The organism is Amycolatopsis silviterrae (assembly GCF_042684085.1).
GTDB lineage: Bacteria > Actinomycetota > Actinomycetes > Mycobacteriales > Pseudonocardiaceae > Amycolatopsis > Amycolatopsis silviterrae.
The window spans coordinates 396,641-409,843 of record NZ_JBHUKS010000008.1 but is presented as its reverse complement, the minus strand read 5'-3'; the positions used below and the strand labels follow the sequence as shown (position 1 = coordinate 409,843).

Below are 13,203 nucleotides of genomic sequence, written 5' to 3'. Positions count from 1 at the left end.
TGGCCCGATCGGGCGTGACCAAGATGACCAGGAAAATTACTGGTACCTCCGTACCAATTTCGCCATACTCGTACGCGTGTCCCAGTCTGCCCACTCCGAAGGCCGCACCACGCTCGCCGACTACCGAGCCGCGCTGACCGCCCCCGGCTCGCGCGGCCCGGCGATCGCGTCGATCCTGGCCCGGCTCCCGATCGCGATGATCGGCATTTCCGCGCTGCTCTACGTGCAGCGCGAAACGGGTTCGTTCGCCGTGGCCGGGCTGGTCTCGGCGAGTTCGCTCGCCGGGGTCTCGGTGGGCGCGGTCGTGCAGGGCAGGCTCATCGACCGGTTCGGCCCCAGCCGTCCGCTGCTGATCACCGCCGCGGTGCTCGCGCTGTCGATGGCCGGGCTGGCGATCGCGATCGAGGCGCACCTGCCGACGTACGTGCTGATCTCGCTGGCCGCCGTGACCGGCCTCGCGGAACCGATGGTCGGCTCCGCGTCGCGAGCGCTGTGGACGAAAATCCTGCCGGAAGGACCGGCGCGCAACGCCGCGCTGTCCTACGAGGCGATCAGCATGGAGGTCTTCTTCATCCTCGGCCCCGGCATCGCGGGCCTGCTGATCACCGCGCCGTGGCCGGGCACCGGCATGGTCATCGGCACGGCCACCATGGTCACCGGCGCGGTGCTGTTCGCGCTGAACCCGACCGTGCGCGCGTGGGGTCCGGCACCGAAGTCGAAAACGCCCTTGCTCGGCGCGCTCGCCAGCCCCGGGATGCGCACGCTCGCGTTGGCCGCACTCGGTTTCGGCATGGTGATCGGGTTCGTGGAGGTCGCCGTTCCCGCCGCCGCAACGGAATCCGGCCACCCCTCGCTCAGCGGTTTGCTGTTGTCCGCTTGGTCGTTGAGTTCGGTGGCGTTCGGCGTGGCCTACAGCCTGCACCCGTGGCCGCGACGGCTCGCCCTGCGCCTGCCGGTCCTGCTGGGCGGTTTCGGGGCTTTTGTTGCACTGCTTGCCCTTCCGTCGAGTCTGTGGGCGTTGGCTTTGCTGATGCTGCTGGCCGGAGCGATGATCACGCCTCAGTCGACGACGCATTCCGCGGCGATCGAGGTTGTCGCGCCGCGCGGCACTGCGGCTGAGGCGTTCGGCTGGGTGCTGACTGCGGTCACGCTGGGACTGGCGGCTGGGCAGTCGGTGAGCGGGTACCTGGTCGAACACTCCGGCACCGGCGCGGCTTTCCTGGCTGCGGGGGTGGCTGGGGTCGCGATGGCTGTTGTGGTGTGGCTGCTGCGGGGGACCGTGCGGGCTGCTTCGCCTGCGGTTGATGATGGGGCCCTTGTTGGGGCTGCCAGGTAAGCGGTTCGCGGAGCTGTTTCGTGGAACCGTGCTGGCTTCCGCGCCCACGGTTGACGATCACGCCCTCGCTGGGGCTGCCAGCCAAGCGGTTGCCTCACGAAACCGCGCCGACTGCCCCGCCTACCGCCCGTAGCCCCACATTTCCCCAGCTCAGCGGCTTCCGTGGCGTTTTTTGTCGGTGCCCGCCGCTACGTTGCGTGGCATGGATCTCACTTCCTTCGTGCGGCCGCTAGCGGCGGTCGCGACCGCCGCGGCCCGCCTCCTGTCGCGGCAAGCCCGGCTGCGATTGCGAGCACGGGCGGACGGTCTCGTGGTGTCCGGCAACGACCGCGACCTGGCCGTCCAGTTCTCCTGCCCCGCGACCACACACCTCGACGGCGAGGTCGTGGTGCCAGCCGCCCCCTTCGCCGAAACGGTCCGCATGCTGGACGTCGACCAGGTCCGGCTAGCCGTCGAAGGAACCCGCCTCGCGATCCGAACGGACAATGCCCGCTTCGCCCTGCCCCTGCTCGACCGCGACCTGCACCATGATCCCGAACCGCCACCCCTGCTGTCCAAAGTAGACGGAACAGCTCTAGGTACCGCCCTGCGCACCGTCGCCGGCACCGCGTCGAAGGACGATCCGCTGCCGATCTTCACCGGCGTACGCGTGCAATCAATCGGCGACGAGCTGCGCCTGACCGCCTCGGACCGCTACCGAATGGCCGTTGCCCGCTTGCCACTACGGGAGGTCCGAGAACCCATCGACGTCCTGGTCCCAGCCACCTTGCTAACCGAAGCCGCCCGCCACAGCTCCGGTGCCATGGGACTGCACGCCGACACCAGCCACTTCGCCCTGAGCTGGCCCGGCGGCACCGTCACCACCGCAGTCCTGGACGCGGGCTTCCTCTCCGCAGACGCGATCCCATCCGACGCGGTCGACACCGAGGTGGAGTTAGGCGCCGACGAACTGGCCGCCGCCGTACGCCGAGTCGGCGTGTACTCCGAGGATCGCCGAGTCCTGACCCTGGAAGTCGGCGACGCGCACGTCCGCCTTGCCAGCGCGAGGCAAGACACCGGCGAAGCAGAAGAACACCTCAAGGCAAACATTTGCGGCGGGCGGACGTCCCCGTCCTTCCAGGCCCGGTACTTCCTGGACGCACTCGCCCCGTTCTCCGGAGAACGAGTCCGGCTGGCGATCCAGCCGGGGTTGCGAGCGTGCGTCCTGACGCCCGCGGACGAGGACGGACGGGAGGTGGGATTGAGGTACTACCTGATGCCGATGCTGCCTCGCTGAACGGCTGCGGCCAGTCCGGTTCGCGCCGCGCTGGGTGCGGATCGGAGACGGCACAGTTCGGCCGCACGACGGCGGGCTTCGTCGGGCTGAAGTCTCGACCGAGTCAGCTGGTAGGCGAGGTCCTATCGAGGCGGGCGTGTGGCGACGAGCTAGCCGCCTTCATGCGTCGTGCGCGGACGCTCGCGTCCGGGGAGTGGCAAGGAGTTGCGCGGTGGAGCGAGCCTGCCCGCGGAGCAGCGCGGGCCGGTGACGTTGGAGCTGTCTGCCCGCAGAGCGGCATGGGCTTGCACCGTGGAGCCCGCCCGGGCGCGGAGCGAGCCTGCGCCGCAAGAGCCGTCTCGCGCGGAGCGAGCCTGCGCCACAGGAGCCGTCTCGCGCGGAGCGGCACAGGCCTATGCCGTCGGAACCCTCCCGCGCGGAGAGGTACGAACCCGCGCCGTCGAAGCCCGAGGCAACCTCGGCCGCCGGGCCGTCCAGTGCGCCAAAAAGCCGTCTTCAGGCAGCCGTCTCCGCCGCCACCGCGGCCTTGACCTCGTCGAACGTCGGGTTGACGAGTGCGGTCGATCCGATGATCACCGTCGGCACCGTCTCGTTGCCGTTCGCTACCGCGCGGACTCGTTCGGCTGCTCCGGGTTCTTCCCAGATGTTGATTTCCCGTACCGGCAGGCCGCTGTCCATCAGCGGCCTGCGCAGGGCCGAGCAGAAGCCGCAGCCTGGTCGCCAGTAGAACTCGACCTCGACGTTGCTCATTGTCCGTCCTCCGAAGAAGCCCGTAGGTAGTCCAGTTGCGCTCGCACGCTCGCCTCGGCGGGAGCCCACAGCGCGCGGTCGACGTCGGCGTACACGACCTCCACCACCTGCCGCGGCGTTGCGTCTTCGCCGAGGGTTCGCAAGGCGGAACGCACCTGATCCAGGCGCTGTTCCCGATGCGCCAAGTACTCCCGGGCGGTCGCGGGCAGATCGGGCAGTTCCGGGCCGTGGCCGGGCAGGCCGGGGGTGCCAGCGGGGAGAGCGATCAGTTTGCGCAGCGAGCGCAGGTAGTCGCCGAGGTCGTGCAGGACCGTGGTGCCCCGGCCGAGGATGGTGTCTCCGGTCAGGATTTGGCCTGCTACCAGCAGCGACACCGAATCGTCGGTGTGGCCGGGGGTGTGCAGGACGCTGAAGTCCAGGCCGCCCGCCGTAAAGGTGTCCCCGTCGGCGAAAGGGTCGGCGCCGATGCAGAGGGAAGCGTCGAAGGCTCGTACTGGGGCGTCCGTTTTGGATGCGAACCACGGTGCGCCTTCGGCGTGATCCGGGTGGTGGTGCGTCAGCAGGATCAGCTCGACGGGGCCGACCGCGGCGAGCTTCTCCAGGTGGTCCAGGTCGTGGTAGCCGGGGTCGACGACAACCGAGGCCTCAGCGTCGGCAGCGCGCAGTACCCAGGTGTTGGTGCCCTCCAACGTCATCGTGGACGGGTTGTTCTCCAACAGCACCGACGCGGTCTCGGAAACGCGGCGCAGCACGCCATAAGCAGGAGCGGTCACTCAGGACTCCGAAGTATCGAGGACAACGCGGATGTTCTCGCCGTCCCGGACAAGGGTCGGCACCGTTTTAACGATCTCGCGCGGCTCAGCGAGCACCGCATCGGCCTCGGAGAACTCGGCGAGTTCGACGAGGGTCAGCCAGGTCGGCGGCATCAGCGTGCGACGGCCTTCTCGCGCGTCCGCGACTGCCTCGGCGGGTGGCTGCCAGCCGGCGGCAGCTGCTTCGGACGTCGCGCCGTCCGCGCGCTGGCCTTCGGGGAGCTTCGCGACGAAGAACCGGGTGTCGTAGCGACGCTGTTCCTGCGGCGGCGTGACCCAGTGCGCGTACGGGTGCAGCAGGTCCGCGCGCAAGGTGAGCCCGGCGTCGGCGAGGAAGCCCGCGAGCGAGATTTCCCGTGATTCCAAGGCTTTTCGCGCTTCGTGATACGGCGCGACGTCGGCGACCACCGCGTCCTCAGTCCCGGCCAGCAGCACACCGGACTCCTCGAAGGTCTCCCGCACCGCGGCGCACACGAGTGCGCGGGCGAGGCTTTCGTCGCAGGTGAACTGCTCGGCCCACCACGACGGCGGCGGCCCGGCCCAGGCCACGGACGCGTCGGCGTCGCGCGGATCCACCCCGCCGCCGGGAAACACCGTCATCCCGCCGGCGAACGCCATGCCCATCACCCGGTGCTGGAGGAAGACCTCCACGCCGTCCGAAGTGTCCCGCAGCAGGATCACCGTGGCGGCGTCTTTCGGGGTCGCCGGCGGGCCATCCGCGTTGTCCCGGATCGCGATGCCGGGACGGGCGGGGATGTCGAAAACGAATTCACGCGGCCGTTCCACCCGGGCAACATACCTCGCAATCCGTACGCGTCGCGGATTACTTGTGTCACCTCGCGACGCGGGAAAACAGTGCAGGGCCCCTTGCGGAGATCTCCGCAAGGGGCCCTGCACCAAAACAGACGCTCAGGACCAGTGCTGGTCCCCGCCGGAACGGGACGCGCCGTTGAGCCGCAACCGGGCCGCCTCGGCACGCTCGCGCTCGGCCAGCTCCTCGTGCAGCTCGCGCAGCAGCGCGCGGTCGCGTTCGGACAGGCTCGGATCGTCCAGGTCCAGCGCGGGCAGCTCGACCACCTCGTGCATGCTCGGCTTGCCCGCGGCGATCTCGCGGCCCTTCTCCGGATCCTCGGCCAGCGCGCGACGCAGCTGCGCCACCTCGGACGGCGTCAGGTCCGACGTGCGCTCGGCGCGCGTCTCCGACCCGGCCGTCCGCGGCCGCTCCGTCGCGGCTGGCTCGGGAGCCGGCTCCGGCATCGCGACCGGCTGTGCGGGCACGGCCTGCACGATCGGCACCACGGGCGCGACCGGCACCACCGGCTCGGCGGCGGCCACCGGCTCCGGTTCGGGCTGACGGTGTCCGTGCCTGCTCGGCGCTTCCGACACCGGCTCGGGCACCGGAGCCGGAGCGGGCGCCGGGGCGCTGCGCTGCGGCGTCGGTTCCGGCCGGTAGTCCGGGGCCGAATGGGTGCTGCCGGTGACCCACACCGGGCTCGCGACGGCACCCGCGGCCTGGTGGTAGTCCGACTGCGGGATCCCCGGGCCGCTCACCTCGACGACCGAGCGGATGCCCGCCCGGCGCAGCGCGGTGTCGACGCGGAACGCGACCGCGGGCGGATTGCCCTCGGGACCCAGCTCGACCAGCACGACCCGCTGCGGCAGCGCGCCCGGCACGCTGCCCGCCGGGGTGTTGCGCCACACCGCGTGCACGGAACGCACGTCCGGCAGCACCTGCAGGGTGCGGTCGAGTGCCTCGGCGAGACCGAACTCGGGCTGGTTGTCGCCCGTGAACCGGTGCGTGTGCATCGGCTCGTGGTCCTCGACCAGCAGGTCGTTCGCGAGGGTCGCGTCCGAGCGGCTCATCTCGAGCACCAGCGCCAGCTCGCGCTGTTCGGCCTCGCTCACCGGGATCCGGCCCGCGATCAACGTGCCGGTGGTGAGTTCCACCGCCTCGTCGATGTGGGCCCTGGCGATCAGTTCTCGCGCTTCGGTGAGCGCGCTGTCGTCGATGCGGCCCGCCAGGGCCAGCAACAAGTTATGCAGGCGCAGGGGCACCGAGAACCCGTCCATCGGGCCGTCGTGAACCTCCACCATGGCTCTGCTCCTCCCAGCTCGCCTGGCGGCAACGAGCGTTAAGCGGCGACAAGTCGATGACCGGCGCCCGCGGCGCCTACGCAGACCAGCTCGGACTCGGCGAGCGCGGCCCGGTGGTACCCGGGAAGGTCGAAGCGCGGCGGGATGACCTCGACGCTGGGCTCCTCGTCCCCCATGACCCGCAGCACCCGCTGCAGTTCACCGGTGAGCCGGGGCTGTCCCGCGGTCGCCGTCACCAGCAGGACTCGCTTCGCCCCGCCCTCGCCGGAAGCGCCGAGGCGCCGCCAGCTCTGCCGTACTTCCCCCACATCCGCGCGTCCACGCAACGTCGCGTGGAGCAAGACGGACACAGAGTCGACGGAGTTCACCCATTCGGGCGCACTCTGCGTGAATGTGTACCTGGTCTCGGTGACGTCGTCTACCCCCAGGGTGGAACTCACCTGGTGCCAGTCGGCGCCGTGCGGGATCAGACCGGCCACGAGCAGGCGGTACTCCGCCTGGTCCAAATCGATCCTGTGCTTGAGCAAAGACCTCGGCAGGGTCCGCGCGAGCGTCCCCATCGCGCCTTCGCCGAGCCAGTCACGGAACCGCCACAGCAGCTGGTCCGGCGTGCGGCCCGCGAGCCGCAGCAGCAGTTCGTGCAGGGACTGTTCGATGTCGGGGTCCATCACTCCACCTCCACGATCAGTTCGACTTCCACCGGCGACGCGATCGGAAGCTCCGCGACGCCGACCGCCGACCGCGCGTGCACCCCGGCGTCGCCGAAGATCTCGCCGAGCAGCTCGGACGCCCCGTTCACGACCGCGGGCTGGCCGGTGAAGCCCTCCGCGGAGGCGACGAACCCGACCACCTTGACAATCCGGACAACAGAGTCAATGCCGACGAGGGCGTGCACCGCGGCCAGCGCGTTCAGCGTCGCCGTGCGGGCGTGGCCCTTGGCTTCCTCCGGGCTGACCTCGCCGCCGACCTTCCCGGTCGCGGCGAGCGCGCCGTCGACGAAAGGCAGCTGGCCGGAGGTATAGACGTGCGAGCCGGTGCGCACGGCCGGCACGTACGCGGCCAGCGGTGCGGCGACTCCGGGCAGTTCGATTCCGAGTTCGGCGAGCCGGTCGCTCCAGGTCAACGCCGCCCCCTCAGCTCTTCGGCCGCTTCAGGTACGCGACGTGCTGTTCGCCGCTCGGGTTGGGCAGCACGGTCACCAGCTCCCAGCCGTCCTCGCCCCACTGGTCGAGGATCTGCTTCGTCGCGTGGATCAGCAACGGGACGGTGGCGTACTCCCATTTGGTCGCACTCATGACTCGGGAGCGTAACCAAGCGGGCAAGGCCCCTCCGGACCGCCGCCGCCGAAAGCCCGTCACCCGTCCAGGGGAGCGCCTGGCCACACCCGGTGAGTGTGGGCCACTTCACATCCGATCGTCGCTCGCTAGCGTGGGCACGTGGAGACCTGGCGGATCGTCGCGACCGTGCTGCTCGCCGTGGCCGGCCTGCCGCTCGTGCTGGCCGTGATGGCCAAAACGCGGGACCGGGTGAACGATTCGGGCCAGGTGGTCATCGCGGGCGCGGTCACCCTCACCGTGCTGGTCGTGGTGGCAGTGCTCACGCTGACCGTGCTGCCCGGCTTGGTGACCTGGATCGTCGTCGCGGTGGTCGCCGCTGCGGTCAGCGTCATGATGCTGGCCAGCTGAGCACCGGTTTAGTGTTGAGGATGTGACCACACCCTCCGCCGGCTGGACCGACGAGCTTGCCAGGGCCCGGCTGCATTTCGTCACTGGCAAGGGCGGAACCGGCAAGACCACGCTCGCCGCGGCGCTGGGTCTCGCGCTCGCCCGCGACGGCCGCCGGGTGCTGCTGATCGAGGTCGAAGGCCGCCAGGGCATCGCGCAGCTCTTCGACACCGAACCGCTGCCGTACGCGGAACAGCGGATCGCGTCGGTCCCCGGGGGCGGCGAGCTGCGCGCGCTGCACATCGACGTCGAAGCGGCGCTGCTCGAATACTTCGAGATGTTCTACAACCTCGGGTTCGCCGGGCGGACGCTGCGCCGGATGGGCGCGATCGAGTTCGCCACCACGCTCGCGCCGGGTCTGCGCGACGTCCTGCTCACCGGGAAGATCAAGGAATGCGTCGGGCGCACCGAATCCGACGGCCGCCACACGTACGACGCGGTCGTGGTCGACGCCCCGCCGACCGGACGCGTGGTGAAGTTCCTCGACGTCACCAAGGCGCTGACCGACCTCGCCAAGACCGGCCCGATCCGCGGCCAGGCCGACGGCGTCGTGCGGCTGCTGCACTCCGGCGAGACCGCCGTGCACCTCACCACGCTGCTGGAGGAGATGCCGGTGCGCGAGACCGTCGAGGCGGTGGCCGAGCTGGACGGTGCCGACCTGCGGCCGGGCGCGGTGCTGGTGAACCGGGTCCGGCCGCCGCGGCTGCCCGCGCGCTCGGTGACCGCGGCCGCCGACGGCCGGGTGGACGCTGACCGGGTGCGTTCCGGCCTCGCGTCCGCTGGGCTGAACCTGCCGGAGGCGACGCTCGACGCGCTCGTGGAGGAAACCGTGGAGCACGCCGTCCGCGTCGCCGCCGAGCAGCGGGCTCGCGAACAGCTCGCCGAGGCCGATCTGCCGACGCTGGAGCTGCCGGATCTCACCGACGGCGTCGATGTCGCCGCGCTCTACGAACTCGCCGAAACGCTGCAGGAACAGGGGGTGCGCTGATGCCCGCCGACACGGCGCTCGACGTGGACGCCCTCCTCGACGACCCGGCCAGCCGCGTGATCGTGTGCTGCGGCTCCGGCGGCGTCGGCAAGACCACCACCGCGGCCGCGCTCGCGCTGCGGGCCGCCGAACGCGGCAGGCAGACCGTGGTGCTCACGATCGACCCGGCGCGCAGGCTCGCGCAGGCGCTCGGCCTGCGCGAACTGGGCAATCATCCGAAGCAGGTGCAGGTCGAGGGCTTCGAGCCCAAGGGCGAACTGTGGGCGATGATGCTCGACATGCGGCGCACGTTCGACGACATGGTGCGCGTGCACGCCGGACCGGAACGGGCCGAGCAGCTGCTGCAAAACCCCTTCTACCAGACCATTTCCACGTCGTTCTCCGGCACGCAGGAGTACATGGCGATGGAGAAGCTCGGCCAGCTCGCGGCGACCGACGAATGGGATCTGATCATCGTCGACACGCCGCCGAGCCGGTCCGCGCTCGACTTCCTCGACGCGCCGACTCGGCTGTCCACCGCGCTCGACGGCCGGATGATCCGGCTGCTCACCGGACCGGCGAAGGCGGGCGGCTGGGGCCTGCGCAAGGTGGTCAGCGCCGGGTTCTCGATGTTCGCGAAGGCCGTGTCGACGATCATCGGCGGACAGTTGCTCGCCGACGCCTCGGCGTTCATGCAGGCCTTCGACAGCATGTTCGGCGGTTTCCGCGAACGCGCGCGCAAGACCGCCGAGCTGCTGCGGTCGTCGGGCACGTCGTTCCTGGTGGTGGCCGCACCGGAGCCGGACGCGCTGCGCGAGGCGTCCTACTTCGTGGAGCGGCTGGCCGGCGAGTCGATGCCGCTGGCCGGTCTGGTGGCCAACCGCACGCATCCGGTGCTCGCGCCGCTGTCCGCGACCGAAGCGCTGACCGCCGCCGAGTCGGTGCAGAACGCGCCGCTGGCCGAGGCCGTGCTGCGGCTGCACGCCGACCGTGTCGCGCTGGCCGAACGCGAAAACCGCCTGCTCGCGCGCTTCACCCGCGCGCATCCGGAAGTGCCGCTGACCCGGGTGCCCGCACTCGCCGGTGACGTGCACGACCTCGAGGGCCTGCGCGACATCGGAGTGAAGCTGACGTCGTGAGTGGCTGCGCCGGTTCTAACCGGCGCAGCCACTCACGAGTAGGTTTTCAGCCCGCCGCGGCGGCCAGTGCGTCTCGCTTGGCCGCTTCGAGCAGGTCAGTCCAGCTGGTCACGTCCGGGCGACGGCGCAGCAGGGCACGCCGCTCCCGTTCCGTCATCCCGCCCCAGACCCCGAAATTGATCCGGCCGTCGAGTGCCTCGGCGAGGCACTCGGTGCGCACCGGGCACCCCATGCACACGGCTTTCGCCCTGTTCTGTTCGGCGCCCCGCACGAACAACCCGTCGGGATCAGCGTCCCGGCACGAGGCGTCGACCCGCCAGCCAACCTGATTGGTTTGCATACCCCCAGCTCCCTCATCTGGTGTATGGCACCAGCGAAGGCGAAGCTCCCGCTCCCACCCCCGCGAGCGTTTCCCACTGCGCCGCACGTCGGTGACGGCACCTCCCCGGTGCCGCTGCCGCTGTCCGGACCAGCCAGGCTCCCACCTGGGCTGCTCCATCTGTCGGCATCTACGTGAGACGTTGACGGACTGTAGGGTCCCTCGGTTCCCTCCGTCGAGACCTAGCATGCATTCCGTTACCTGAGGTCACGACACGGGGTCCCGTTAATGATCGCCCGAGGGGCGCGCGGACGTGAGGTCACGGGGACGGCACGGGCCTTCAGTACCCTGGCTTTCGTGCGCAAAACGGATGGTCTGTTCAAGCTCATCGGCCTGTGCCTGCTGGCGGGGGTGCTGGTCGCCGGGATCATGTTCCCGGTGGTGGGCGCCGCGGGGGTCGTGTCCAACCAGGCGAGCGAAACGGTCGACAAGACGTCTTCCGACCTCGCCGACATCCCGCCGCCGCTGGTGACGACCGTCACCGACTCCGGCGGCAAGCCGATCGCGACGCTGTACAAGCAGTACCGGATCCCGGTCCGCCCGGACCAGATCAACCCGGCGCTGAAGTGGGCGCTGCTGTCGGCCGAGGACAAGGCGTTCTACGAGCACCACGGGGTGAACTGGGGCCGGACGCTGCGCGCCGCCGTCTCCAACACCGCGGGCGGGGACACCCAGGGCGCCTCGACGATCACGCAGCAGTACGTGAAGAACTACCTGATCAACGTCGTCTACCGGACCGACAAGAACGGGCAGGCGAAGGCGCAGGAGCAGTCGCTGTCGCGCAAGCTCAAGGAAGCCCGGATCGCGATCAACCTCGAGACCAAGCTCTCGAAGGACCAGATCCTCGCGGGCTACCTCAACATCGTCGAGTTCTCCCGGCAGATCTACGGGGTCGGAGCGGCCGCGCACGCCTACTTCAACACCACGCCGGAGAACCTGACCGTGCCGCAGGCGGCGCTGCTCGCGGGCATCGTGAACAACCCGATCGTCTTCGACCCGTGGAACCACCCGGACAAGGCGACCAAGCGGCGCAACCTGGTGCTCGACCGGATGGTCAGCAACCAGAAGCTGGCGAAGGCGGACGCGGAGAAGTTCAAGGCCTCGCCGCTCGGCGTGGTTCCGGACACCCCGACGAAGCCGCCCGCGAACTGCACCGGCGCGGGCCCGGAGAACGGGTTCTTCTGCCAGTACGTCGAGGACTATTTGATCAAGTCCGGGATGACGGAGGACCAGCTCTATACCGGCGGGTACACGATCAAGACGACGCTGGACGAGCGGGCCAACCACGAGGCGAAGGCCTCGGCCGAAACCCAGGTGAGCAAAACCCAGAAGAACGTCGCGAACACGCTTTCGCTGATCCGGCCCGGCAAGGACCGGCATGAAGTAGTGGCGCTCGCGGCGAACCGGGACTACGGCATCGACGCGGATCAGGGACAGACGACGTACGCGCTCCCGTCCGGCGTGTTCAACACCGGCGGCGCGGGGTCGAGCTACAAGATCTTCACCACCGCGGCGGCGATGAACCAGCACGTCGCCGGGATTTACAGCAATATCCCGGTCGGCAGCGGCTATACGTCGCACGTCTTCACCGGTGGTGGCAACCACTGTCCGCCGACCGGTCCGCCGCTGAACTCTCGCTGGTACTGCGTCGGCAACGCCAGCAAAACCTCCCCTGAGTCGCTTACTTTGCAGATGGCGCTGGCGACCTCGCCGAACACCGCGTTCGTGGCGCTGGAGGACAAGATCGGCAGCACCGGTCCCGGCATCGACATGGCGACCAAGCTCGGCATGCGCGACACCATGGCCAGCAACCCCGGCGGCGGCCGCGTCGACCCGAAGTCGAACGAATCGGGCAAGAACCAGAGCCAGGCACAGGCTTACGGCCCCAAGCCGAACTATCCCGGCACGGGTGCGTTCACCCTGGGCTTCAGCCCGACGAGCGGCCTGGAACTGGCGAACGTCGCCGCGACCATCCTGAGCGGCGGCAAATGGTGCCCGCCGACGCCGCTGGCGGGGGTGACCGACCGCGACGGCAAACCGGTGCCGATCAAGGAAGCCCCGTGCGAGCAGGTCGTGCCGGAAGGCCTCGCGAACACGATGGCGGTCGGCATGAGCAAGGACGACCAGCCCGGCGGCACGTCCTCCGCCGCGGCCGGAGCGGTCGGCTGGAACCGTCCGCTCGTCGGCAAGACGGGCACGACCCAGAACAACGGTTCGGCGACCTTCGTGGCCGGTACGCCGCAGATGGCCGGTGCGGCCATGGTGTTCCGTCCGGAAGGCGGGAACGGCGGTCTCTGTTACGGCGGCGTCGGCAACGTGTACACCTGCGGCACGGGCAACATGTTCGGTGGCAAGACGCCCGCGCAGACGTGGTTCGGTGCGATGACGAACATCATGAAGGACCAGCCGGTCGCCCCGCTGCCGCCGGAGGATCCGGCGTACACCAACTGAATCCGGGGAAAACGGGGCGGGAGACGCGATCTCCCGCCCCGTTTCGCTTGTCCGGGCTCAGTGTCATCCTTTGCGCGCTATCCGGAAAAGCCGCACGATCGCGCTCAGCGCCCAGGGTTCCATCCTCCGGCGCCACGGGAACGCCGCCAGCACCGCCAGCAAAAGAGAAACGCGATTGCCACCGCCGGGCTCCGCATCTCCGTCGGACTAGTCCCCTTCGATTCAACGACGCCCGGTGTTGGGCTGTCGAGAAGACGCCGGTGAGACCTTCCCCC

Annotated in this window: 14 protein-coding genes; 6 read left to right on the top strand and 8 right to left on the bottom strand. The window is 69.8% G+C overall.

The window, feature by feature from the left end; translation table 11 throughout:
* The first annotated feature begins 76 nt into the window (after positions 1-76).
* Both ACFSVL_RS13945 and dnaN read left to right on the top strand, forming a co-directional pair.
* Positions 77-1,336 carry an MFS transporter gene (locus ACFSVL_RS13945; protein WP_378304083.1) on the top strand — a complete coding sequence of 420 codons (1,260 nt, stop codon included), beginning with the start codon at positions 77-79 and terminating at the stop codon, positions 1,334-1,336.
* Between the two features lie 202 nt (positions 1,337-1,538).
* Positions 1,539-2,612, top strand: coding sequence for a DNA polymerase III subunit beta (gene dnaN / locus ACFSVL_RS13940; protein WP_378304081.1), 1,074 nt, complete (start codon positions 1,539-1,541; stop codon positions 2,610-2,612).
* A 495-nt stretch (positions 2,613-3,107) separates the two neighbouring features.
* On the opposite strand, the gene ACFSVL_RS13935 is transcribed toward dnaN, so the two are convergent.
* The 7 genes from ACFSVL_RS13935 to ACFSVL_RS13905 all read right to left on the bottom strand — a co-directional run bounded on the left by ACFSVL_RS13935 (position 3,108) and on the right by ACFSVL_RS13905 (position 7,563).
* Positions 3,108-3,362, bottom strand: a complete 255-nt coding sequence (locus ACFSVL_RS13935; protein WP_378304079.1) for a glutaredoxin domain-containing protein — start codon at positions 3,360-3,362, stop codon at positions 3,108-3,110.
* Positions 3,359-4,135, bottom strand: coding sequence for an MBL fold metallo-hydrolase (locus tag ACFSVL_RS13930; RefSeq protein WP_378304078.1), 777 nt, complete (start codon positions 4,133-4,135; stop codon positions 3,359-3,361). The genes ACFSVL_RS13935 and ACFSVL_RS13930 overlap by 4 nt, the downstream gene beginning before the upstream one ends.
* Positions 4,136-4,960 (bottom strand): NUDIX hydrolase, encoded by an 825-nt coding sequence (locus tag ACFSVL_RS13925; RefSeq protein ID WP_378304076.1) that lies wholly within the window; start codon positions 4,958-4,960, stop codon positions 4,136-4,138.
* A 123-nt stretch (positions 4,961-5,083) separates the two neighbouring features.
* Positions 5,084-6,268 (bottom strand): hypothetical protein, encoded by a 1,185-nt coding sequence (locus ACFSVL_RS13920; RefSeq protein WP_378304075.1) that lies wholly within the window; start codon positions 6,266-6,268, stop codon positions 5,084-5,086.
* 38 nt (positions 6,269-6,306) lie between these two features.
* A complete protein-coding gene (locus ACFSVL_RS13915; protein WP_037808399.1) occupies positions 6,307-6,936 on the bottom strand; it encodes a hypothetical protein in 630 nt (209 codons plus the stop codon).
* Entirely contained in the window at positions 6,936-7,391 is a 456-nt protein-coding gene (locus tag ACFSVL_RS13910) for a RidA family protein (protein WP_116205785.1), read from the bottom strand. The genes ACFSVL_RS13915 and ACFSVL_RS13910 overlap by 1 nt, the downstream gene beginning before the upstream one ends.
* Positions 7,392-7,401: 10 nt before the next feature.
* The gene (locus tag ACFSVL_RS13905; RefSeq protein WP_020664158.1) at positions 7,402-7,563 is read right to left on the bottom strand and encodes a DUF4177 domain-containing protein; all 162 of its coding nucleotides are present in this window, start codon (positions 7,561-7,563) and stop codon (positions 7,402-7,404) included.
* Between the two features lie 141 nt (positions 7,564-7,704).
* Here ACFSVL_RS13905 and ACFSVL_RS13900 point away from each other — a divergent pair, with 141 nt between their 5' ends.
* Genes ACFSVL_RS13900 through ACFSVL_RS13890 form a run of 3 tightly spaced genes read left to right on the top strand, consistent with a single transcriptional unit; the run spans position 7,705 to position 10,098 of the window.
* The gene (locus ACFSVL_RS13900) at positions 7,705-7,953 is read left to right on the top strand and encodes a hypothetical protein (protein WP_378304072.1); all 249 of its coding nucleotides are present in this window, start codon (positions 7,705-7,707) and stop codon (positions 7,951-7,953) included.
* 22 nt (positions 7,954-7,975) lie between these two features.
* Positions 7,976-8,980 (top strand): ArsA-related P-loop ATPase, encoded by a 1,005-nt coding sequence (locus ACFSVL_RS13895; protein ID WP_378304070.1) that lies wholly within the window; start codon positions 7,976-7,978, stop codon positions 8,978-8,980.
* Positions 8,980-10,098: an ArsA family ATPase gene (locus ACFSVL_RS13890; RefSeq protein WP_378304068.1), complete on the top strand. Its 1,119-nt coding sequence runs from the start codon at positions 8,980-8,982 to the stop codon at positions 10,096-10,098. The genes ACFSVL_RS13895 and ACFSVL_RS13890 overlap by 1 nt, the downstream gene beginning before the upstream one ends.
* Before the next feature lie 46 nt (positions 10,099-10,144).
* Here the strand turns inward: ACFSVL_RS13890 and ACFSVL_RS13885 are convergent, their stop codons facing one another.
* Entirely contained in the window at positions 10,145-10,438 is a 294-nt protein-coding gene (locus ACFSVL_RS13885; RefSeq protein WP_020664154.1) for a WhiB family transcriptional regulator, read from the bottom strand.
* A gap of 336 nt (positions 10,439-10,774) precedes the next feature.
* On the opposite strand from ACFSVL_RS13885, the gene ACFSVL_RS13880 reads away from it, so the two are divergent.
* The gene (locus ACFSVL_RS13880; protein WP_378304066.1) at positions 10,775-12,928 is read left to right on the top strand and encodes a transglycosylase domain-containing protein; all 2,154 of its coding nucleotides are present in this window, start codon (positions 10,775-10,777) and stop codon (positions 12,926-12,928) included.
* Positions 12,929-13,203: the final 275 nt, after the last annotated feature.

Bases quoted from the DNA above. Each gene is read 5' to 3' on its own strand.
- ACFSVL_RS13885 (WP_020664154.1), bottom strand. From the start codon at position 10,438: ATGCAAACCAATCAGGTTGGCTGGCGGGTCGACGCCTCGTGCCGGGAC.
- ACFSVL_RS13935 (WP_378304079.1), bottom strand. From the start codon at position 3,362: ATGAGCAACGTCGAGGTCGAGTTCTACTGGCGACCAGGCTGCGGCTTC.
- ACFSVL_RS13920 (WP_378304075.1), bottom strand. From the start codon at position 6,268: ATGGTGGAGGTTCACGACGGCCCGATGGACGGGTTCTCGGTGCCCCTG.
- ACFSVL_RS13905 (WP_020664158.1), bottom strand. From the start codon at position 7,563: ATGAGTGCGACCAAATGGGAGTACGCCACCGTCCCGTTGCTGATCCAC.
- ACFSVL_RS13915 (WP_037808399.1), bottom strand. From the start codon at position 6,936: ATGGACCCCGACATCGAACAGTCCCTGCACGAACTGCTGCTGCGGCTC.
- dnaN (WP_378304081.1), top strand. From the start codon at position 1,539: ATGGATCTCACTTCCTTCGTGCGGCCGCTAGCGGCGGTCGCGACCGCC.
- ACFSVL_RS13890 (WP_378304068.1), top strand. From the start codon at position 8,980: ATGCCCGCCGACACGGCGCTCGACGTGGACGCCCTCCTCGACGACCCG.